Source organism: Pseudomonas sp. MBLB4123, from assembly GCF_051904775.1.
GTDB classification, from domain to species: domain Bacteria; phylum Pseudomonadota; class Gammaproteobacteria; order Pseudomonadales; family Pseudomonadaceae; genus Aquipseudomonas; species Aquipseudomonas benzenivorans_B.
The window spans coordinates 2,843,479-2,864,000 of the sequence record NZ_CP196711.1; the positions used below are offsets into that span (position 1 = coordinate 2,843,479).

General features: G+C 67.6%; 19 protein-coding genes. 2 read left to right on the forward strand and 17 right to left on the reverse strand.

Annotated elements, in window-relative coordinates; translation table 11 throughout:
* Window positions 1-27: 27 nt before the first annotated feature.
* Entirely contained in the window at window positions 28-978 is a 951-nt protein-coding gene (locus tag ACSX1C_RS13135) for a metal ABC transporter ATPase (protein ID WP_439886484.1), read from the forward strand.
* Between the two features lie 17 nt (window positions 979-995).
* Here ACSX1C_RS13135 and hldE read toward each other — a convergent pair whose 3' ends face one another.
* From hldE to msbA, 4 genes are all read right to left on the reverse strand, one after another.
* On the reverse strand, window positions 996-2,417 hold the full coding sequence (hldE, locus tag ACSX1C_RS13140; RefSeq protein ID WP_439886485.1) for a bifunctional D-glycero-beta-D-manno-heptose-7-phosphate kinase/D-glycero-beta-D-manno-heptose 1-phosphate adenylyltransferase HldE: 1,422 nt from the start codon (window positions 2,415-2,417) through the stop codon (window positions 996-998).
* An 81-nt stretch (window positions 2,418-2,498) separates the two neighbouring features.
* Window positions 2,499-3,893, reverse strand: coding sequence for a PIG-L deacetylase family protein (locus ACSX1C_RS13145; RefSeq protein WP_439886486.1), 1,395 nt, complete (start codon window positions 3,891-3,893; stop codon window positions 2,499-2,501).
* A 2-nt stretch (window positions 3,894-3,895) separates the two neighbouring features.
* The gene (locus ACSX1C_RS13150) at window positions 3,896-4,792 is read right to left on the reverse strand and encodes a GNAT family N-acetyltransferase (protein ID WP_439889418.1); all 897 of its coding nucleotides are present in this window, start codon (window positions 4,790-4,792) and stop codon (window positions 3,896-3,898) included.
* Window positions 4,792-6,609, reverse strand: coding sequence for a lipid A export permease/ATP-binding protein MsbA (msbA, locus tag ACSX1C_RS13155; protein WP_439889419.1), 1,818 nt, complete (start codon window positions 6,607-6,609; stop codon window positions 4,792-4,794). Before msbA ends, ACSX1C_RS13150 begins: the two co-directional genes overlap by 1 nt.
* Before the next feature lie 122 nt (window positions 6,610-6,731).
* Here msbA and ACSX1C_RS13160 point away from each other — a divergent pair, with 122 nt between their 5' ends.
* Complete coding sequence (locus ACSX1C_RS13160; protein WP_439886487.1) at window positions 6,732-7,343, forward strand: toluene tolerance protein; 612 nt, start codon at window positions 6,732-6,734, stop codon at window positions 7,341-7,343.
* Here the strand turns inward: ACSX1C_RS13160 and ACSX1C_RS13165 are convergent.
* The 13 genes from ACSX1C_RS13165 to waaC are packed head-to-tail and all read right to left on the reverse strand — an operon-like array spanning window position 7,307 to window position 20,522.
* Window positions 7,307-8,416 (reverse strand): O-antigen ligase family protein, encoded by a 1,110-nt coding sequence (locus ACSX1C_RS13165; RefSeq protein ID WP_439886488.1) that lies wholly within the window; start codon window positions 8,414-8,416, stop codon window positions 7,307-7,309. The genes ACSX1C_RS13160 and ACSX1C_RS13165 overlap by 37 nt on opposite strands.
* A 56-nt stretch (window positions 8,417-8,472) precedes the next feature.
* Window positions 8,473-9,225 (reverse strand): glycosyltransferase family 2 protein, encoded by a 753-nt coding sequence (locus ACSX1C_RS13170; RefSeq protein ID WP_439886489.1) that lies wholly within the window; start codon window positions 9,223-9,225, stop codon window positions 8,473-8,475.
* Window positions 9,226-9,231: 6 nt separating this feature from the next.
* Complete coding sequence (locus ACSX1C_RS13175) at window positions 9,232-10,086, reverse strand: DUF6625 family protein (protein WP_439886490.1); 855 nt, start codon at window positions 10,084-10,086, stop codon at window positions 9,232-9,234.
* Window positions 10,083-11,045 (reverse strand): glycosyltransferase family protein, encoded by a 963-nt coding sequence (locus ACSX1C_RS13180; RefSeq protein ID WP_439886491.1) that lies wholly within the window; start codon window positions 11,043-11,045, stop codon window positions 10,083-10,085. The genes ACSX1C_RS13175 and ACSX1C_RS13180 overlap by 4 nt, the downstream gene beginning before the upstream one ends.
* A 9-nt stretch (window positions 11,046-11,054) precedes the next feature.
* Window positions 11,055-11,732, reverse strand: a complete 678-nt coding sequence (locus ACSX1C_RS13185; protein ID WP_439889420.1) for a CatB-related O-acetyltransferase — start codon at window positions 11,730-11,732, stop codon at window positions 11,055-11,057.
* 32 nt (window positions 11,733-11,764) lie between these two features.
* Window positions 11,765-12,895 carry a glycosyltransferase gene (locus ACSX1C_RS13190; protein ID WP_439886492.1) on the reverse strand — a complete coding sequence of 377 codons (1,131 nt, stop codon included), beginning with the start codon at window positions 12,893-12,895 and terminating at the stop codon, window positions 11,765-11,767.
* Window positions 12,882-14,636, reverse strand: a complete 1,755-nt coding sequence (locus tag ACSX1C_RS13195) for a carbamoyltransferase family protein (protein ID WP_439886493.1) — start codon at window positions 14,634-14,636, stop codon at window positions 12,882-12,884. Before ACSX1C_RS13195 ends, ACSX1C_RS13190 begins: the two co-directional genes overlap by 14 nt.
* Before the next feature lie 11 nt (window positions 14,637-14,647).
* The gene (locus tag ACSX1C_RS13200; protein ID WP_439886494.1) at window positions 14,648-16,117 is read right to left on the reverse strand and encodes a lipopolysaccharide kinase InaA family protein; all 1,470 of its coding nucleotides are present in this window, start codon (window positions 16,115-16,117) and stop codon (window positions 14,648-14,650) included.
* On the reverse strand, window positions 16,114-16,860 hold the full coding sequence (locus ACSX1C_RS13205; RefSeq protein ID WP_439886495.1) for a lipopolysaccharide kinase InaA family protein: 747 nt from the start codon (window positions 16,858-16,860) through the stop codon (window positions 16,114-16,116). Before ACSX1C_RS13205 ends, ACSX1C_RS13200 begins: the two co-directional genes overlap by 4 nt.
* Window positions 16,857-17,591 (reverse strand): lipopolysaccharide kinase InaA family protein, encoded by a 735-nt coding sequence (locus ACSX1C_RS13210; protein WP_439886496.1) that lies wholly within the window; start codon window positions 17,589-17,591, stop codon window positions 16,857-16,859. The genes ACSX1C_RS13205 and ACSX1C_RS13210 overlap by 4 nt, the downstream gene beginning before the upstream one ends.
* A complete protein-coding gene (gene rfaP, locus ACSX1C_RS13215; RefSeq protein WP_439886497.1) occupies window positions 17,591-18,397 on the reverse strand; it encodes a lipopolysaccharide core heptose(I) kinase RfaP in 807 nt (268 codons plus the stop codon). The genes ACSX1C_RS13210 and rfaP overlap by 1 nt, the downstream gene beginning before the upstream one ends.
* A complete protein-coding gene (locus ACSX1C_RS13220) occupies window positions 18,394-19,515 on the reverse strand; it encodes a glycosyltransferase family 4 protein (RefSeq protein ID WP_439886498.1) in 1,122 nt (373 codons plus the stop codon). Before ACSX1C_RS13220 ends, rfaP begins: the two co-directional genes overlap by 4 nt.
* On the reverse strand, window positions 19,515-20,522 hold the full coding sequence (gene waaC, locus ACSX1C_RS13225; RefSeq protein ID WP_439886499.1) for a lipopolysaccharide heptosyltransferase I: 1,008 nt from the start codon (window positions 20,520-20,522) through the stop codon (window positions 19,515-19,517). The genes ACSX1C_RS13220 and waaC overlap by 1 nt, the downstream gene beginning before the upstream one ends.

Consider the following 20,522-nt stretch of genomic DNA (forward strand, 5'->3'; position numbering starts at 1 on the left):
GGCCCGCCCCACCCGAGAGGTACCCAGATGGCGCGCACCCTGATCCGCAAGAACCCCAGTGTCTTCAAGACCCTGCCGCTGTTCGTCGAAGCGGGCCCGGACCGCCTGAGCTACCAGGGCATCGGCCAGGCCCTGAACTTCGCCCAGGTCCTGGAACGCCGCCGGGAGATCGCGCTCGGCGACAGCCAGCGCTTCGCCGTGGAGCTGGCCAACCTGGGGGTCTCGGTGCGCCTGACCCTGAGCTGGCACGGCCGCGAGTACTGGCTGCTGGTGCGCCAGCGGCGCCAGGACCGCGGCGATGTGGTACTCAAGCTGATTTCCGGCTATGTCCCGGCCCACGAGCTGAACCTGCCGCTGCACACGGCGATCCAGGAGGTGGCCGAGGAATGCCTGGTGGAAACCCCGGAAGGCTGGCTGTACGGCCGTTTCGGCGACACCTGGCTGCCGGCCCCCTACCAGGGCGCGCTGCACTACCGCGAGGCCGTGCACTTTCGCCTCAGCCCGCTGTCCGGCGCGGCGCGCCCGGTGCAGTGCGGCAACCTGACCCTGCTCGAGCGCCCACGGGCCTACGTGCACCTGCCGACCGCCTCGCTGCAGCTGGTCTATGACCTGCGCCTGGAATTGCCGAAAGAGGCCCGGCAGCCGAGCCTGTTCCACGTCGACGAGCACCTGGAAGACGGCCAGCTGGTCGCCCGCCTCGACCGCAGGCGCCCGGACCTGTATCTGATCCCGCTGGAGAACGGCAAACCGACCGCCGAGCTGCTGACCCTGAAGAACGGCGTGCTGACGACCAGCAGCACCCGCGGCCTGTGGCTGGCGGAGAGCTTCGCGCCGCAGGACGGCTGGCTGGTGCACGAGGAGCGCATCCGCTGGAAGGACTGGCTGCAGCTGCAGGGGCTCAAGGCCGCAGCGGCCACTGGCGGCAAGTCCTCACCCCCAAACCCGCCGCCCGAGCTGGACGCCGCCGGGCGCGGCTAGCGCCGGCAAGCCAAGGCCTATTTGCGGCGAATCTTCTCGACTATGGCGGTGGTCGAGCTGTTCTCCACCAGGCCGAGCACCCGCACCTCGCCGCCGTAGCCGGTGACGATCTCGGCGCCGACCACCTGGTCGATGCCGTAGTCGCCGCCCTTGACCAGCACGTCCGGGCGTACCTGCTCGAGCAGGCGCTCGGGGGTGTCCTCGGCGAAGCTCACCACCCAGTCCACCGCGCCGAGACCGGCGAGCACGGCCATGCGCCGGTCCACCGCGTTGATCGGCCGGCCGGGCCCCTTGAGGCGGCTGACCGAGGCGTCGTCGTTGACCGCCAGCACCAGGCGATCGCCCTGGGCCCGGGCCTGCTCCAGATAGGTCACGTGACCGGCATGCAGGATGTCGAAGCAGCCGTTGGTGAAGACGATCTTCTCGCCGTGGGCGCGGGCATCCTCGATGGCCAGCAGCAACTGGTCGTGGCTCAGCACGCCGCGCTCGGAACCCTGCTCGCGCTGCACCGCGCGGCGCAGCTCGGGGGCGCTGATCGCCGCGGTGCCGAGCTTGCCGACCACGATGCCGGCGGCCAGGTTGGCCAGGGCCACCGCCTGGGGCAGTTCCTCGCCGGCGGCCAGGCTGGCGGCCAGGGTGGAGATCACGGTGTCGCCGGCACCGGTGACATCGAACACCTCGCGGGCCCGGGCCGGCAGGTGCAGCGGCGCATGCTCGGGGCGCAGCAGGGTCATGCCGTGCTCGCCGCGGGTCACCAGCAGCGCGCCGAGGTCCAGCTCGCGCATCAGCGCCGCGCCCTTGGCCACCAGTTCGGCCTCGTCCCGGCAGTGACCGACTATGGCCTCGAACTCGCTGAGGTTGGGGGTGATCAGGCTGGCGCCGCGGTAAATGGAGAAGTCCTTGCCCTTGGGGTCGGCCAGCACCGGGATGCCGCGGGCGCGGGCGGCCTGCACCAGCACCTGGTGATTCTTCAGCGCGCCCTTGCCGTAGTCGGACAGCACCAGCACCTTGACCCCCTCGAGCTGCGCCTCGACCTCGCCGGCGATGGCGACGGCGTCTGTGCTGAAGGCCTCCTCGAAGTCCATGCGCAGCAGTTGCTGGTGACGACTCAGCACCCGCAGCTTGACGATGGTCGGCTGGTCGGCGATGCGCTGGAAGCGGGTCCTGACCCCCACCGCCTGCAGGCTGTTACTCAGGCTGTCGGCGGCCTCGTCGGCACCGGTGACCCCGATCAGCACGGCCGGCGCGCCCAGCGCGGCGATGTTCAGGGCGACGTTGGCCGCACCGCCGGGGCGGTCCTCGATCTGCTCGACCTTGACCACCGGCACCGGCGCCTCCGGGGAGATCCGCGAGGTGCCGCCATGCCAGTAACGGTCGAGCATGACATCGCCCACCACCAGAACGGGGGCTTGGTCGAAACGGGGCATGGACAACTTCATGGGGACTCCGGGGCGGCAAAATCGCCGCAGATCATAGCATGTCGGGAATATCGGCCGATGCCGGCCAGGCGCGGTGCCATCCTACAGAGGACGCACCCAGAACAGTTCGTGGCGGCGCACCGCCTTGCGGAAGAACTCGTCCTCGCCGCTGGCCGGCCAGCGGCGCCCGGCCAGCAGGCGCTGGATCAGCCGGCGCAGGCGTTTCTTGGTCGGCAGCGGCCCCTGCAGGTCGTGCTGCATGGCCAGCGCCATGGCCTTGTCCAGCTGTACCTCGGCGCTCAGGGTCGGGCTCCACAGGCCGTCGGCCGGCAACGGCTCGATGGCCGGCGGCAGGGCGATGCCCTGCCCGGCCGGGCCCATGGGCCAGCGGTCGTTGTCGTGCAGGTGGTTGGCATAGAGCAGCAGGGTCTGCGGCTTCCAGGCGCTGGCCGCGATGGCCTCGCGCAGGGCGCGGGTCGCCGCAACATGGTCGCCGTGCGGGTCCAGTTCGGGATGCGGGGTGACCAGCACCTCGGGGCGGTAATGCTCCAGCAGCGCCGCCAGGTCCGTCACCAGGTTGTGCCAGCTGGGCACCCCATCGGCGTCCCCGGGCAATTGCAGCGGGTTGTGCCGGCGGGCGCGGCGAATGTCGCTTTCCCCGGACTCGCGGGAGCCGAAGGCCTGGGCGGGCTGCTCGGCCATGGCCGGCAGCTGCAGGCAGTAGTAGCCGAGCTGCACGCAGCGCTCAGGCGTGACGCCGCCCCACAGCGGCACCGCCAGGCTGTCCCAGGTACGCAGGCGGCCCTTGAGGCACGCCGCCGCGGCCTGGTCCAGGCCCAGGCGCCGGTAGGCATCGGCCTCGATCTCGCCCTGGGTCAGGGTGACGATGCTCGCCTCATTGGCGCGGCTGTACAGGCCGAAGGCGGCCAGCTCGGCGTCGTCGGCGTGGGGGGCGATGACCATCAGCCGCTGCCGGGCGTAATCGGGGTTGCTCAGGGCGTAAAGCGTGGCGCTGGTGCCCAGGCGACAGAAGCGCCCGCGGATCGGCAGACCGCCGGCGGCCAGCGCCTCGCCCTGGCCGGACAGGTTGAGGTAGCGCCGGCCACTGACGCCGCGCTCGAAATCCTGGCGATCTTCGCCGACCCGCACATAAGGGTCGAGCCAGCGTCCCAGCCAGCCGGCACGGAGCTCCAGCCGCAGGATCAGGGTGTCGGCGCCGGCGCAATCGCCCTCCACCCTGAGCACCCCATCGACCACGCGCGCCGGCAGCTGTCGCGTACCCGGCGGGAAGTCGTAGCGGTAGTCATCGGCTGGCGAGTAGAACAGATGATCGGCGAACCAGGCCTCATGGCCGATCCAGCCCAGCACCAGCAACAGCGGCACCAGCCACCAGGCCAGCAGCACGCCGAGCAGCGCCAGCAGCAGCAGGGACACCAGCAAGGCGATGCGCTTGTGCCGACGATGACGCTTGAGCAGCTGTTGCTTGCGGCCGGCCATGCTCACACCTGATAGACCGGCACGCGATTGCACCAGCGATCCTTGTATTCGCGGTCGGCGCGGCCGAAGGAGTAGCGCAGCGGCTTGCCCAGGGCGCGGGCCTCGGCCCAGGCGGTCTGGGTATTGACGAAGCTGAGCACGCTGCCGGGGCTAAAATCGCGGGTCTGCGGGTCGACCCCGCCGTTGATGTACTCCAGGCTGACCCACTGCGGCGCCTCGACCCGGTAGAGCACTTGGATGGCCACCGGTTCGTCGTTGAGGTAGATCAGCGAACCGGTCATGAACTCGCGCAGCAGCGCGAAGACCTCCGCCAGGTGTGCCTTGCCGGTTGCCTCGAAGCCCCAGCGGCGCTGGAACAGCTCGGCGTAGATCGCCGCCTGCTCGGCGGCGCTCAGCTCGAGCATCGGCCGGATCACCCCGCCCGCCTCCTCCAGCAGGCGCTGTTCGCGACGCTGGTTATAGCGGAACTTCTTGCTGTACTGCTCCGGCTCGCGGGCCAGGGCCAGGCCCTCGGCCTGCTCGCGCAGGGAGCTGATGTGTTCGGCGTGCAGATCGGAGACGTAGCGCGCCCTGTGGCGCAGCGCCACCCGCGCCTGCGGCGCCATCGGCAGGATGATCTCGGCATTGCCCAGGTCGAACAGGCCGCGCTTGCCCTGACGCTTGAGCACGTCCTTGGACAGTGCCAGGTGGCGCCCCCAGGTCGGTAGCGCCGCCCTCAGCTCGCCCCGCTCCTGCCAGCCCAGGTAGCGCACCGGGATGCCCGCCAGGCCGGCCAGACGCTCGACCACCTGCGGATGGGTGGCCACGCTGCCGCCGAAGCGCTGCCAGAGTTCGGCATAGGTGGCGGCGTCGATCGGGGTCCAGCCCTGCTCGCGCCACAGGCGCAGATGACTCAGTATCAAACGTCCTGCTCCAGCAGCGGCTCGGCGTCGGCCTCGAACTGCTTGGCATGCAGCCGGGCATAGTAGCCGTTCTGCGCCAGCAGCTCGGCGTGCGCGCCGCGCTCGACGATGCGCCCCTGATCCATCACCAGGATCAGGTCGGCCTTCTCGATGGTGCTCAGGCGGTGGGCAATGACCAGGGTGGTGCGACCCTTCATCACCTCGTCCAGGGCCGCCTGGATATGCCGCTCGGACTCGGTATCCAGCGCCGAGGTGGCCTCGTCGAGAATCAGCAACGGGGCGTCCTTGAGCAGGGCGCGGGCGATGGCCAAACGCTGGCGCTGACCGCCGGACAGCAGCACGCCATTCTCGCCGACCAGGGTGTCGTAGCCTTGCGGCATCTGCTCGATGAATTCGGCAGCATAGGCGGCCTCGGCCGCCTTGCGCACCTCGGCCGGGGGCGCCTCGGCCAGATCGCCATAGGCGATGTTGTTGCTCACCGTATCGTTGAACAGGGTGACGTGCTGGGTGACCAGGGCGATGTGCCGGCGCAGGTTGCGCAACTGGTAGTCCTCGACATCCAGGCCGTCCAGCAGGATCTGCCCCTGGTCGTGGTGGTAGAAGCGCGGAATCAGGCTGGCCAGGGTCGACTTGCCGCTGCCGGAACGCCCGACCAGGGCGACCATCTGCCCCGGCTCGACGCTGAAGGAGATGTCGCTCAGCACCGGCTTGTCGGCCCCCGGGTAGACGAAGCTCAGGTCGCGCACCTCGAGACGGCCGCTGACCCGCTCGCGCGCCTGGGTGCCGTGATCGACCTCGGGCGCCTGGTCCAGTTGCTCGAAGATGCTCTCGGCACCGGCCACGCCGCGCTGGATGGTCGAGCTCACCTCCGACAGCTGGCGGATCGGCTTGGGCAGCAGCCCGGCCAGAGTGATATAGGCCACCAGATCGCCGGCCGAGGCATCGCCGCGCATGAACAGTACCAGGAACATCAGCACCGCCATGGCGCTGTAGATCACCAACTGCAGCATGGGCGTATACACGGCGCCGGTCTTGGTCATGCGCAGCTGCTTTTCCGTGTTGCCCTGGCTGGCATCGAGGAAACGCGCCTGCTCGTAGGGCTCGCCGCCGAAGCTGCGCACCACCCGGTAGCCCTGGATGGTCTCGGAGGCAACATGGGTGACATCGCCCATGGCCACCTGGATCTTCTTGCTCTGCTTGCGAAACTTGCGGCTGGCGCTGCTGACCATCACGCCGATCAGCGGCAGGATGGCGACCATCACCAGGGTCAGCTTCCAGTTCATCCACAGCAGGGTGGCGAAGAGGAAAATCACCGTCATGCCTTCGCGCACCACCACCTTGATGGCGTCGGTGGCCGCCCCGGTGACCATGGTCACGTTGTAGGTGATGCGCGAGATCAGGTGCCCCGAGTTGTGGTTGTCGAAATAGCGATTCGGCAGCACCAGCAGGTTGTTGAACAGGGCGACCCGCAGGTCGTGCACCAGGCCCAGGGACACCTTGGCCAGGAAGTAGTTGCCCAGGTAGGAGCCAATGCCCTGCCACAGGGCGATCAGCACGATCAGCAGGGGCACCGCCTCGACCAGCTGCAGATCCTGAAGGTAAGGCACGTCCGGAAACAGGCTGGCATCCGGGTTGGCCAGTCCGTCGACGAAATACTTGAGGATGTAGCCGAGCATCGGCTGGGTAGAGGAGAAAATCAGAAAGCCGAGGATGCTGATGGCGAAAAGCCCCCAATACGGCACCACATAGTTCAGCAAACGCCAATAAATCTTCAGGCTGGTTGCGTCCTGCGACTGGGAGGGATCGACTGACATCATTCGGTGACCTTGCTACAAAGTGGCCGGCATTCTAGCAGGCTGCGGCCCCCTCCTGTGGATTGGCCAAGGCTAGGCTATTGAGGCATGATCCCCGGCTCGCCAACCTTGAGCCAGGACAGATGATCGCTTCCCACCCCATCAGCTCGATTTCCAGCGCGCAACTCGAGGCACTTGGGCGCGACGGCCAGGTCCTGGAACAGGACAGCCACGGCCCCAAGGTGATCCGCCAGGACAACGGCCTGATGCTGAAAATCTTCTACCCGCGCAAGGGGCTCAGCCTCTCCCGCCTGCTGCCCACTGCGCTGCGCTTCGTTCGCAACGCCGCGCGGCTGCACGCCTTAGGGGTTCCCAGCCTACGGGTCGAACGGGTTTACCAAGCGGAGAACCGCGTCTTTGCCACGCTGTACCAGCCGATTCCGGGCGTCACCCTGCGACAGAAACTGGATCGCGAGGGCCGGCTCACGGACGCGGAGCAGGCCCGACTGGCAGACTTCATCAACCAGCTGCACCATAAGGGCGTCTATTTTCGCTCCCTGCATATGGGCAACATCGTCGAGTGCCCCGACGGGCAGTTGGGCCTGATCGATATCGCCGACATGCGCTTCTTCCGCTGGCCCCTCAATCGCTGGCAGATCAACCGCAACCGCGTCCACTTCGAGAGCTACGTCAAAAAGGAGCGCCTGAGCTTCCCCTGTCAGGCGCTCTGGGCCCTCTGCGACGAACTCCGATAGCGATTGACGATCAAGGCGGCCGGCAGCAGCACCAACAACCAGAGTTCGTCGGGGTTGCCGATCAGCGAGCTGCCATCGAAATTGAGCATGCACAGCGCCACCGCCAGATAGAGCCCCCAGGGGTCACGGCGGCGCCAGGCGCGCCACAGCGTGGCCGACATGATGGCCAGGAACAGCAGCAGGGCCGGCAGGCCGTAATACAGCCCCAGGGCCAGGAAGATATTGTGGGGATGCTGGATTGGACTGCCCCCCAGGATGAGCGCCTGGGTCTCGTAGTCCATCCCACAACCGCTCAGCAAGCCGCAGCCCCACCAGTCCGCCAGCAGAATACCCCACAGCTCGAAGCGCCCGGCATCCGCTCGGCGCAGCAGGCTGGCGAAGTGCCCCTCATACATCAGCAAGGTCAGCAGTGCCGCGACCAGCAACGAGACCAGCGCCACAGCCCGAAGCGCGGAGCGCCCCGCTCGCGCCAGGTGCCAGCCGCCCAACAGAACAGCCAGCACCGCGACACCGACCAGGCCGGAGCGGCTCTGCAGGACGAAACTGATACAGAACAGCGTCAGGCACAATCCCAACAGACCCTCGATATAGCGTCGCTGGCCGACCCAGGTCGGCGCCACCAGCGCCAGGCAACTGGCCAGCCAGATGCTGGTGTAGATCGGTCCGGTCATGCGCCCAGGCAGCCAGAGTACCCGCTGCCCCACGGCATAACGCCCGGTTATCCAATAGAACACCGCCGACAGCAGCACATAGAGGGTCAGCGACCAGAACAGCCCACGAGCGAAGCGCGCATCACGGAACAGCTCCGGGCGCACCAATAGGGTCACGCTGGCAACGAACAAGAACACATAGCCGACATGCTTGAAGAACTGCGGATCGCCACTGCCGATACCGACACCCAGCGCCCAGATGAAGAAGACCGCCCAGCCCCACTCGACCGGCTGCAACGGCAGCAGGCGCCCCCGCTCGCGCAGTAACCCGAACAGGCCGGGCAACGCCATCAGGGCGTAGTAGACGTTATTGACCATCTTCGAGGTCGGCAGCAGCAGGAAGCTGGCCAGAAAGAGCAGCAACGCCAGCGCGTGGTAATTAAGCCCAGTGCGAGAGGCCAGGAGCCCGAGTGAATCCTTCAAATCCACCATCCCAGTAGCAGTCCCGCGGCAAAGACCAGCAGCAGCCTCACCCTGTCCAGTCGCTTGCGCTTGGCCTTCTTCGAGCGCTCCTCGGGCACGCTGACATGCTCGCCGAAGCCGGTGTGCAAGACCGCATCGTTCTCCAGGATCAATGCAGGGCGCTCGGCGTACAGCGCCGACAGCTCCTTCTCCCCCGAATACTGGGCGTAGGGGGCATATGCCTGATAGTCCTTTAGGCGCCGCAAGCCGGGATTGAAGGAAAAACCCTGCCACTCGGCCTTGCGCGAACACACGCGATAGAAAGCAATGCCATCCACCAACTGCCGCTCGCCGAGGTAGACATAGGGGCTGTGCAGCGCCAGGTCATGGGCCGCACTGCGCAGCCAGACCTGCAGCGCCTGAGGATCATGCTCCAGCAGGCGCCGAGAGTCCTCGATGAAGCCCGGGCGATAGAAGTCCCAATCGTCTTCGCAGTGGAAGATCCACGGCGTTTCCACTGCAGCGTAGGCCGCATCGATCGATCGCAGCTGACCCAGCCGCGGATTGTTGATCCAGAAGCGGGTGTAAAGGCGCCAATGCTCGGGGATGCAGGACTCGACCTCGGCGCTGCCGGAATCCTCAGTGATGAAGACCGCGCGGATAGGCGCGCTATTGCAGCGATCGAGGCTTTCCAAGGTACGGCGCAACAGGTCGAAGCGCCCGCAACTGGTCACCACGACCGTAATGTCACTGTCAGCAGAAAAAATCATCGGAACTCAGTCCTTGTGAAAGCCGCCTGCGCTGATCGACCAGCGAGGTGGCAGCGCCCAGTCCTCGCCAGACGAAGACAAGGCAGCGTGCCAGCCCGTTTTCCAGGCTATGAAATGGAAGTAGGGAAACTCGCGCTCGCCGTCCCTGTCCGTGCGCAACACGCCGTTATCCCAGAGCCAGCGGCGCGGGAAGTCGAACCCGCCATCCACCCAGGCGATGCGCCCGTTAGGGGTGCTGTAGGCTTCGGCGAACTCGCTGCAGCGGCGCCAGGGGCTGGCCAGATCGAGCAGCCGCCGCAGGCCGCCCGGCCAGTTCTTGCGCCGAATGAACAGGCGACTGAAGGCCGCTTCATCGAACGCCCGGTGTTGCGGATCGGCCAGCAGACCTTGCCAGCCTTCGACCGCCCGGAAGGCCTCACGCATGCGCACATTGTTGCGCAGCAGACAGAAGTGCCCGGATATCCGTCGCTCATGAGTGGACAGCAGCTCATAGCGGGCCAGGCGCCGATCCGTGAAATAACGGCGCAGCTGGCCATACACCAGATCGATGTCGCTAAAGCCCCAAAAATCGTAACCCTCGAGATCCTCGGCGTGAATGAAGCCCAGTGCCGGCTTGAGGTCGCAGAGCTTGTAGGGGCTTTCGGGGGCAAAGGGAATGCCCAACCGGGCGCCGGCCAGGCGGCAATACTCGGCGAAGCCGATCGTTCTGACCTGCACATTGGCGGGCGCCCCCGGCAATTCGCCACAGTCGCTGAACAGCAGCCAGTCGATATCCGGATTGGCGCGGCAGCTGGCGACAAAGAACGGCATCCAATGCGGCCAGCGGCCGAAATAGGGGATCAGGATCCGGATACGTGTCATCCCAGCCAACTCCAGCGCGCACGAACCCGCTCCCAGGCGGTCAGCGATGGGGGAGTCACAAGAGGAGGCGTCATGGCTTCGACCACCGCCTTGCCGACCGCGGCGAAGCTGTAGCGCTCGGTCACCAGGCGCTGACCGGCTTGGGCGATGCGCTGCGCCAGTTGCGGGTCGGCACGCAGGATACCCAGCTTTTCCCGCAGCTCGGCGACATTGCGATAGAGCACGAGGTTGCCCATGTCCTCGAAACCGAGCGCCTGCTCCTCGGCACCGCCCTGATAGTAGGCCAGCAGCACGCAGCCGCAGGCCATGGCTTCGAAATTCTTGATCATGTACTCGCCCATGCCGACATCGGCACTGACGAAGAAGCGGATACGATTGAGGGTATTGAGGTACTCCTCACCCGACTTGGTTCGCGTCACCGTCAGGTTCTCCACCCCCCCCAGCTCGTCGAGCAAGGCCTTGCGACCGCTGTAGGCGACGCTATTGGTACTGCCGACGAAGGCCAGCTCTATGTCACGCGTCAACCCCAGGTCGCGCAGCAGGGCCTGGTCATAGCCCTTGGGCACGAAGGCCGCATCGAACCCTTCCTCGCGCAGGCGCCTCGTCACCTCGGCACCCGAACTGATGATCCGGGCGCCGGGCAGCTTGTGGTAATGCGCACTGAACTTGCCGGTGTACTTGCAGGGAATGTAGTTCTGGTAGGCATCGTGCTCGAGAATCACCAGATTGGGGATCGAGCGGATGAAGGCTGCCTGCTTGATCTCCTGCTTGAAACGCAGGAAGAACAGAATCCGATCATAGCGGGACAGGTCCACCTGTTCGCGGAAGTAACGCCGCAGGTCGGCCTGCTCCTCTTTGCCCAGCCAGCGCAGATCGCAGTGGGAATTATCGGTAATACCCTCATAGAAACGATCGAGAATGGCGCGCTGCTCGCGCTGCACCAAGAACAGAACATTCATCGCGGATGACTACTCCTCAAATTGATCATCCAAGTCCTCTGCGCCGGCACGCTCGAGGCGGATGCGCCTGTACCTGGCCGAAGGCGCGGCGGGCCGAGCGCTCCAGGACGTCAGGAACGACTCGGGTTGGTTCAGCGGGAGCTCGAGCAGTGACGACACCGGAGCCTTCCACCAGGCGCTGTCCAGCAGCCCCTGAATGACCTCTGCGCCGTGGCGATAGCGGATTATCTTCGCCGGCGCGCCGGCGACTATCGCATAGGGCGGCACGTCACGTGTGACCAGGGCACGGGCGGCCACCACCGCTCCCGTACCGACGACTATGCCTTCCAGCAACATGGCCTCTCGGCCGACCCAGACGTCGTGGCCAATCTCCAGGGGCGGCTTGCGGGCGTCATAGCTCAGTTCAGCACGAGCATGCTGGAAGGGGTGCGTACTGACCCAGTCCAGCGGGTGACCCGCCCGATCCTGGCCGAGGATCACACCGCTGCCAATGGAGCAGAATCGCCCGACCCGAGCGATGTTAAGCAGCTCGGCCGAGCTGCGGATATAGCTCATGGCACCGATGCTCAGGGAGGCGAAGTCCATCGTTACCGAACCGAGCGAGGCCCCCTCCTCAAGGACCAACTGCGCATTCTTCGGCAAATCAGCCAACCCAGGGGAGAACTTGATGCCACGGCGCCTGAGCATCCGCCGGCAACGGTACTCGGCGATGAGTCGCCTCAAGGGACCAGCCCCTGCTCACCTACCACCAGCGGCAGACGCCAGAAGGCTTCACGCACGGCTCGGTCGGAGAAGTGTGTCTCGAGCCGCTGCAACATGAGGCTGGCGCAGAGGGCGCACTGCTCGTCGTCGAGCTCGGCCATGTGGCGCAGGGCCGCCGCCAATGCCGTGGAGTCGGCTAGGGGGAACAGCACGCCGACGCCCTCCAGCACCTCGCGGCCGCCGCCGCAGTCGCTGCCGATGACCGGCACCCCTGCCGCCATCGCTTCCAGCAGGACCATGCCGAAGGGCTCGTGGTCGGAGGTCAGGGCGAACACGTCGAAGGCGCGGAAATAACGCCGACCGCCGGGCACCTGGCCGAGGAACAGCACCGAGTCGGCGACGTTCAGCTCCCGCGCCAGGTCCTTGAGGGAGGCTTCCAGGCGGCCGCTGCCCATGATCGCCAGCCTGCTGCCGGCCGGCAGCTGCGGCAGGGCCTGGGCGAAGCCGCGGATCAGGGTGGCCTGGTCCTTGTCCGGGTGCAGGCGGCCGACGTTGCCGACCACCCAGGCATCGACCGGCAGGCCCAGGGCCTCGCGCGCGGCATCACGGTCGAGCAGCTCGGCCTGCAGGGCCTGGATATCGATGCGGTTGTACAGGGTCTCGATGCGCCCGGCCGGCCAGCTCGGCAGGCTCTCGCGCATGTCGTCGCGCACCGCGTTGGATACGCCGAGCAGGGCCAGGCGCCCCTTGAAACAATTGGCGAACAGCTTGCGCGACAACCGGCGGTAGTCGCCGAAGGCGTGGTGCACGCCGATCACCGGCAGCCGGGTGCCAAGCAACGCGACATACACCGGCTTGAAGCGATGGGCGATGCACAGCTTGAAGTCGCCGCTGGCGGCGATCCGCCGGATGTCGCGGATCGCCTTGAGCTTGAGGCCACGCACCTCGCGGCTCGAGTAATCGAGGAAGATCACCTCGTCCGAGGCCGAGCCGGCCTCCACCTCGGCACAGGGCTTGCCGGTCAGGTACACCGTGGTGACCTTGTAGCGGGTGCCGGCAAACAGCGCGGCGTACTGACGGGCGCAATCGAGGAAGGGCCCGTCGTAGCCGTGACAGAACTGCAGGATCCGCGGTTCAGACCTGCTCATACCAGTCCTTGCCGTCCTTGACCACGAGGATGTCCTCCATGATCAGGTACTGCAGGTCGGAGCCGTAGAACATGTTCAGCGCATCGGTCGGCGAGCAGATCATCGGCTCGCCGCGGCGGTTCAACGAGGTGTTCAGCGACACGCCGTTGCCGGTGAGCTTCTCCAGCTCCTTCATCATGTCGTAGTAACGCGGGTTGTACTCGCGCTTGAGCACCTGGGCGCGGGAGGTACCGTCCTCGTGCACCACTTCGCTGACGCGGGTCTTCCACTCCTCGTTGACCTCGAAGGTGAAGGTCATGAACGGGCTCGGGTGATCGACCTTGAGCATCTGCGGGCCGACGGTGTCGAGCATCGACGGGCAGAAGGGGCGCCAGCGCTCGCGGAACTTGATCTGCTCGTTGATCCGGTCGGCCACCCCGGGGATGCTCGGGCAACCGATGATCGAGCGACCGCCGAGGGCCCGCGGGCCGAACTCCATGCGCCCCTGGAACCAGGCCACCGGATTGCCGTCGACCATGATCCTGGCGATGCGCTGCGGCATGTCGTCGATGCGCTTGAACACCGGCTGGCTCGGGTGGCGGGCGCAGGCGGCGATGACGTCCTCGTTGGAGTAGCTGGGACCGAGGTAGACGTGCTCCATCTTCTCCACCGGCACGCCGCGCTGGTGCGACACGTAGGCGGCGGCGCCGACCGCGGTGCCGGCGTCGCCGGAAGCCGGCTGGACGAACAGCTCCTTGACCTCGGGGCGGGCGATGATCTTCTGGTTGAGCTTGACGTTCAGCGCGCAGCCGCCGGCGAAGGCGATCTTGCCGGTCTGCTTGATGATGTCGCCCAGGTAGTGGTCCATCATCTGCAGCGCCAGCTTCTCGAACAGCGCCTGCATGCTGGCGGCGTAGTGGATGTAGGGGTCGTCGGCGATGTCGCCTTCGCGCTTGGGTCCCAGCCACTCGATCAGCTTCTTGGAGAAGTAGAAGCCCTTGCCCTTCTCCTTGTAGCGGCGCAGGCCGATGACGTTGGCGTACTCGGTGTTGATCACCAGCTGGCCGTTCTCGAAGCTGGCCAGGCGCGAGAAGTCGTACTTGTCGGCGTCGCCGTACGGCGCCATGCCCATGACCTTGAACTCGCCGTCGAGCATCTCGAAGCCGAGGAACTCGGTGATCGCGCCGTACAAGCCGCCGAGCGAGTCCGGATCGTAGAACTCCTTGATCTTGTGGATCTTGCCGTTCTCGCCATAGCCGAAGAAGGTGGTGGCGTACTCGCCCTTGCCGTCGATGCCGAGGATCGCCGTCTTCTCGGTGAAGCCCGAGCAGTGGTAGGCGCTGGAGGCGTGGGCCAGGTGGTGCTCGACCGGCTCGAGCTTGACCTTCTTGGCGTCGAAGCCCAGCTGCTCCAGGCACCAGAGGATCTTCTTGCGGTAGCGCTTGTAGCGCCGATTGCCCATCAGGATGGCGTCGAGGGCGCGGTCCGGGGCGTACCAGTAGCGCTTGGCGTAATGCCAGCGGGCCTCGCCGAACAGGCTGATGGGGGCGAAGGGAATGGCCACCACATCGACGTCGGCGGGCTTGATGCCGGCCTGCTCCAGGCAGAACTTGGCCGACTCGTAGGGCATGCGGTTCTTCGCGTGCTTGTCGCGCACGAAGCGCTCTTCTTCGGCGGCCGCGATCAGCTTGCCGTCGATGTACAGGGCGGCGGAAGGGTCATGGCTGAGGGCGCCGGAAAGGCCGAGAACGGTCAATGCCACTGGTTTTGCCTCTATTCAGGGCAGGTGCCGGGCACCTGCGGTAAACGTTTGTCGAGCAGTTGGTGGAGCGCCGAGTCGGCCGGCCAGTTACGCAGGAAGCGGGCGCGATCGCGGGCATAGGCCCGGGCGAAACTGCGCATGCCCCGGTGCTGGCGCATGGCATCCAGGTCGATCAGCGACCAGGCGCCCCTGCGCTCGTCCCAGAACAGGTTGTGACCCTTGAAATCGCCGTGGCTGATGCGCTCGCGCAGCAAGGCGGCGAACAGTCGATCCAACGCCAGCAACTCGGGTTCAGGGGGCAAACTCTGCCCGTCCTTGGCCGAGTAGGGCTGAAAACGCGCGATTATATCCTGCCCGCCGCAGTATTCGGTAATCAGGTAGGCGCGCCCGCGCAGCCAGCACCAGCGCCGTTCCAGCACCGCCAGGGGCCGCGGGGTAGCAATGCCCAGCAGCTCCAGGCGATGCCCCTCGACCCAGCTGTGCCAGGCGCGGCTGGGCCGCCAGAAGCGCTTGAGCCAGTGCAGCGCGCCCTTGACGTTGTAGCGCTTGACCACCAGCGGCCGGCCGGCCCGTTCGACCCGCGCCACCGTGGCCGCGCCGCCGGTTTTGTAGACATGGCCCAGCTCGGTGCGCCGGTCCAGGTCGTCGAGCAGCGGCTGCAACGCGCCCTGCTGGTCACGGCGCACCACGCGCAGGCCGAAGGCGCCGATCTCGGCGGCGAACAGGCTGCAGTCGCGGGCGATCTTGCGCAGGTAGTCGCGCAGGCGCCAGCGCCGCACCTTGGCCACCTCCTCGAGCAGGGCCTCCAGCGGCAGGGCATGCTCGCCATTGACCAGCAGGTAGTGCACCAGCAGCTCTTCGATGTGGGGTTCCAGCTCGACCGGCAGCTGGGCAAACAGCACGCCGAGGTTTTCCAGCGCTCGCTCCCGCGACAGCGGCTGGCCCGGCACCTGGGCCTGCACCCCGCCGCCGTCGATCAGCCACAGGCGGCCTGCGCTGCGCAGCAGGTTGTCCAGGTGCAGGTCGGCCTGCCACAGCCCCCTGGCATGCAGCCCGGCAATCGCGGCCAGGGCCTCGCCGAGCACCTGCTGCTGACCGGCGCCGAGCAGGGGCTCGCACTCGACCGCGCGCCAGGCGTCCCCCAGGCTCTCGGCGCCTTCCAGGTAGTCGAACAGCAGCCAGCCGCCCTCGCCCTCGCACAGGCCATCGGCCAGCAGCGCCGGCGTCGTCAGGCCCTGCCCGGCGAGCAGCCGCGCGCCGTCCAGCTCGCGGCGGAAATGCCGGGCCGCCTTGGCGCCGACCAGCAGCTTGGCCAGCACCTTGCGCCCGCGCCACTGGGCCAGGCCGACGTAGCGCTGCCCGGGCAGCACCCGCAGCAGCTTGAGCAGGGTCAGCGGCGCGGGGCCGGCGGCATCGGCCAGCTCGACATGCAGCGGCAGCTCCGGCGTGCGCCCGGCGCGGGCCAGTTCGGCCAGGGTCATCGGCCCGCCTCCTTATGCCGCCGCCGCGCCCCCAGGCGCCGCCACCAGCGCTCGAGGTCGGCGCCCGGTGCCAGGTAGGCGGCCAGCAGCGCGCGCACCTCGGCCTCGCTCCACACCCCGGCACGGCGCAGCAGCGGCTCCAGGTCCTTGACCCGGTCGCGCTCGCCCAGCAGCAGCGGCCGGGTCTTCTCCAGGTCGATCAGCCGGGCCGCGAAGCCGCCGGGCGCCTCGCGCAGGAAGATGTGCTTGGGGTAGAAGCAGCCGTGCATCTGCCCGGCCCGATGCAGGCGCCGGGCCAGCTCGCCGCAGGCGCGCAGAATGGCTTGGCGCTGCGCCTCGCCCACGCGGGGCCAGGCTTGCAGCCAGTGGTCCAGGTCCTGCCAGCCGTCCAGGGCGCGGGTCAGGAGCACCGCCCGCTGCTCCCCCGGCAGCCGCCGCGCGGCGAAGAAGCTGGCCTGCAGGGCGGGAATCTGCAACCGCTGATAGCGCTGGATATTGCGAAACTCGCGGGCGAAGGTCGGCTCGCCCAGGGGGTGCAGCAGACTGCGGGTCAGGTGGTTGCTCTGGCGCTTGAGATAGAAGGCCGCATCGTCCAGTTCCAGGCGGTAGACGCTGCTCCAGCCGCCGCGCTCGGTATTGGGCTCGTCCACCGCGTCCAGCTGCAGGGTCCAGAGCGCATCGAAATCGGCCAGGCCGTGGCGCTCGAGTCGCGCCCGGTCCTCGGCGGCGATGAAGTCCGTCATTCCCGGCCCTCGAAGAAACCCACGATGCGGCGGATGCAGCGCTTGTCCCGGGCGCTCAGGCGCCGGCGGCCGCGGTACTGCAGGTAGAAGCGCAGACGCTGGCTGCGCGTGAGCTGGTACTTGGCCACCTTGTCCAGGCAGGCCAGGTCCTTGACGATGCGATAGCGCAACAGCGGCCCCCACCAGAAGGCCCCGGTCGGGCAGTCGATGAAGAACAGCTCGGCCTGCTCGTTGACCAGCAGGTTGCGCCACTTCAGGTCGTTATGGGTGAAGTGGTGACCATGCAGGGCCCGCGTCGCCGCGGCCAGCTGGCGGCTGATGCGGTCGACCCAGTGGCGATCGCGCAGCCAGGGGTGATCGCGCAGCGCCAGGTGGTTCATGTCCAGGGTGTCCGGCAGCTCGCGGGTGACCAGGGCGCCGCGGACGAAGGCGCCGAGCTGGCGCTCCAGGCCGTAGGCGACGATGGGCGCGGTAGGAATGCCCCACTTGGCGAAGTGCTTGAGGTTCTGCCACTCGGCCTTGACCCGCGGACGGCCGATATAGCGGCGCAACCCCTTGCCGGCGCCCCAGTAGCGCTTGACGTAGTAACGCACCCCATCGCGCTCGATGCGGATCACCTCGGACAGCGGGTCCTTGGTGATCCGCTCGCCCTCGAGGGCGAACACCGCCTCCAGGCTGCCGAACTCGGCGGCCCGCTCGGCGAACCCGGGCAACAGCGTCCAGCCGGCCATCAGAGGGCATCCCCGTAGCGCTGCTTGCGCGCGTACAGCTTGTCGGCGCGGCGCGCCAGCCAGGCGAGCAGGCGCTGCTCCTCGCGCAGGATCTGGCGCAACGGCAGGCGGAAGTAGCCCCTGAGGAAGCGCAGCTCGTCGCGCCGGGTCAGGCCGATGTCCAGGGCGGAGAAGTACAGCCCGGCCAGGTCCTTGTCGCGCCAGCGCCGCGGCACCGCGTCGCGGGTCTGGGCGCGATGCAGGTCGATCAGCGACAGGCGGAAGTCGCCGGCCGTCACCGCCCGGTCGGTGTGCAGCAGGAAGTGGCAGATGTAGCAGTCGCGGTGGTTGACCCCGGCGCGGTGCATGGTGCCGGTCATCTTCGCCACCTCGGTGATCAGTGCTCGCTTGAGCGCCGGGACCGGCGGGTTGCGCGACCAGTCCAGGCTGAAGTCTTCCAGGCTGACGGTCGGCGCCAGCTCCTCGGTGACGATGAAGGAGTGCTGGGTCGCCGGATTGACGCCGCGCTCGCCGTAGGCCACCGCCGTCATGGTCGGCACGCCGGCCCGGTGCAGGCGCTCGAGCGCCCGCCACTCCTGGCCGGCGCCGAGCACCGGCAGCTTGGCGCTGAGCAGGTTCTTGAGGATCTCGCCCCAGCCGATGCCGCGGTGGATCTTGACGAAGTAGCCGCGCCCTTCGATCTCGGTGCGCAGGGTGCGCCGGCCCTCCAACTCGCGGTAGACCTGGCCCTGCAGAGCCTCGACCGCGACGAAGGGGTCCTTGCCGGCCCACAGGCGCTTGAACGGCTCGCTGAGCAACAACTTCATGGGCGCTCCGCCAGAATCACGTCGGCCGCCCGTTGCGGCATGGAGTAGAGGTCGGCGCTCTCGGCGTAGGCCAGGCCGTTGGCACTCCACTTCGCGCGCGCCGCGTCGTCGCCGAGCATCTCGGCCAACTGGCGATTGAGCCGCTGCTGCTCGAAGGGGCTGGGCAGCACCCGACCGGCGTCGGCCTCGGCGATGTAGTGGGCGTAGCCGCAGACATCGCTGACCAGCACCGGCAGACCGGCCACCAGGGCCTCGAGCAGCACGGTACCGGTGTTCTCGTTGTAGGCCGGGTGAATTAGCAGGTCGGCGCCGAGCAGGAAGCGCGGGATGTCGCTGCGGCCCTTGAGGATCTGCACCTGCTCGGACAGGCCCAGGGCCTTGATCTGCAGCAGGAAGGGCTTGGGGTCGTCCTGGCCGATCACGATCAGCCGGGTGCGCTGTTTGAGCTCGCGCGGCAGCGCGGCGAGGGCCTTGAGGCTGCGATCCAGGCCCTTGGTCTTGAAGCCGGAGCCGATCTGCACCAGCAGCAAGTCGTCCTCGGCCAGCTGGAACTCGTGGCGGAACCCGGCGCGGATCTCGGCGGCGTTGGCCGGTGCCCGGCGGTCCTGGGCGATGCCCGGCGGCAGCAGGTGGAAGCGCGCGGCCGGGGTGGCGTAGTGCTTGACGAACAGCGGCTGCTGCACCTCGGAGATCATCAGGATTTCGGTCTTCGACTCGGGGGCGAACACCGCCCGCTCGTAGTCGGCGAAGTGCCGGTAGCGCCCCCAGCGGCGATACAGCGGATTGCGCAGGGTCTGCGCCTTGTCTTCGTAGCAGCCGTCGGCGGCGTAGTAGACGTCCAGGCCGGGCATCTTGTTGAAGCCGACCACCCGCTCGACCGGGCGGCGCGCCAGGTCGGCGGCGACCCAGGCGGTGAGCTTCTCGTTGCGTTTGTGGTTGAACAGCGCCTTGACCGGCACCCGCACCACCTCGAAGCCCGCGGGCGCCTCGCCCTCCCAGATCGGCGTATAGACGCGGATGGCATGGCCACGGGCCTGGCACTCCAGGGCGATGCGCATGAAGTCGCGCTGCAGGCCGCCGAAGGGGAAGTACTTGTAGAGGATGAAGGCCAGCTGCATCAGACGATTTCCTCGGCCAGCAACAGGGCCTGCAGCTCGGTGGCCACCCGCTCGGGACGCAACGTGTCGAGGCAGGGCTTGTGCCGATCGCCGAGACCGGCATTGGGCCCGCTGGCGCACAGGTGGATCTGCGCCCGGCCATAGGCGCCGACCCGGCCGGGCAGGGTCGGCCCGTACAGGGAGATGCTCGGCACATCCAGGGCGGCGGCCAGATGGCCGAGGCCGGTGTCCACCGCCACGCAGGCCTGGGCACCGGCGATCACCTTGGCCACTCCGGCCAGGTTCAGCCTGGGCAGCACCGCGGCATTGTCCAGGCCGGCGGCGATGCGCTCGGCCCGCGCCCGTTCCTGCTCATTGCCCCAGGGCAGGCGGACGGCCCAGCCCTGCTCGCTCATCTGTTCGGCCAGCTCGCGCCAGTAGGCCTCGGGCCAGTGCTTGCTCGGCCAGGTGGTGCCATGCAGGAACAACAGGTAGGGCTGGCCCGCCACGCCGGCCAGCTGCGCGCGGTTCAGGCCGTAGTCGCCCAGACCGCTCGGCAGCGGATAGTCCAGCGCCTGGGCGAACAGCTGGCGCACCCGCTCCAGCGCATGCTGATCGCGGGGCACGCTGTAGGTCCGGTCCCGGTCATAGAAGCGGCTGGCGATAGGCTCGCGGGCCGAGTCAGGGGCCAGGCCGGCCACCGGCGCCTTGACGTAACGGGTCAGCCAGGCGCTCTTGAGCAGCCCCTGGGCGTCTATCACCAGGTCGTAGCGGGTCTCGTCCAGGCGCGCCTTGCAGCGCCGCCACTCGCCGCTTACCAGGGTCTGCCAGGGGCTCTTGCGCCAGCGGCGGATCGCCACCGGAATGACCTTGGCCACCGCCGGATGCCAGGCGGGTATCTCGGCGAAGCCCTCCTCCACCACCCAGTCGAACTGGATGCCGGGGATGGCCCGCGCCGCGTCGGTGAGGGCCGGCAGGCTGTGCACCACGTCGCCCAGGGAGGACGTCTTGATCAGCAGTACGCGCAA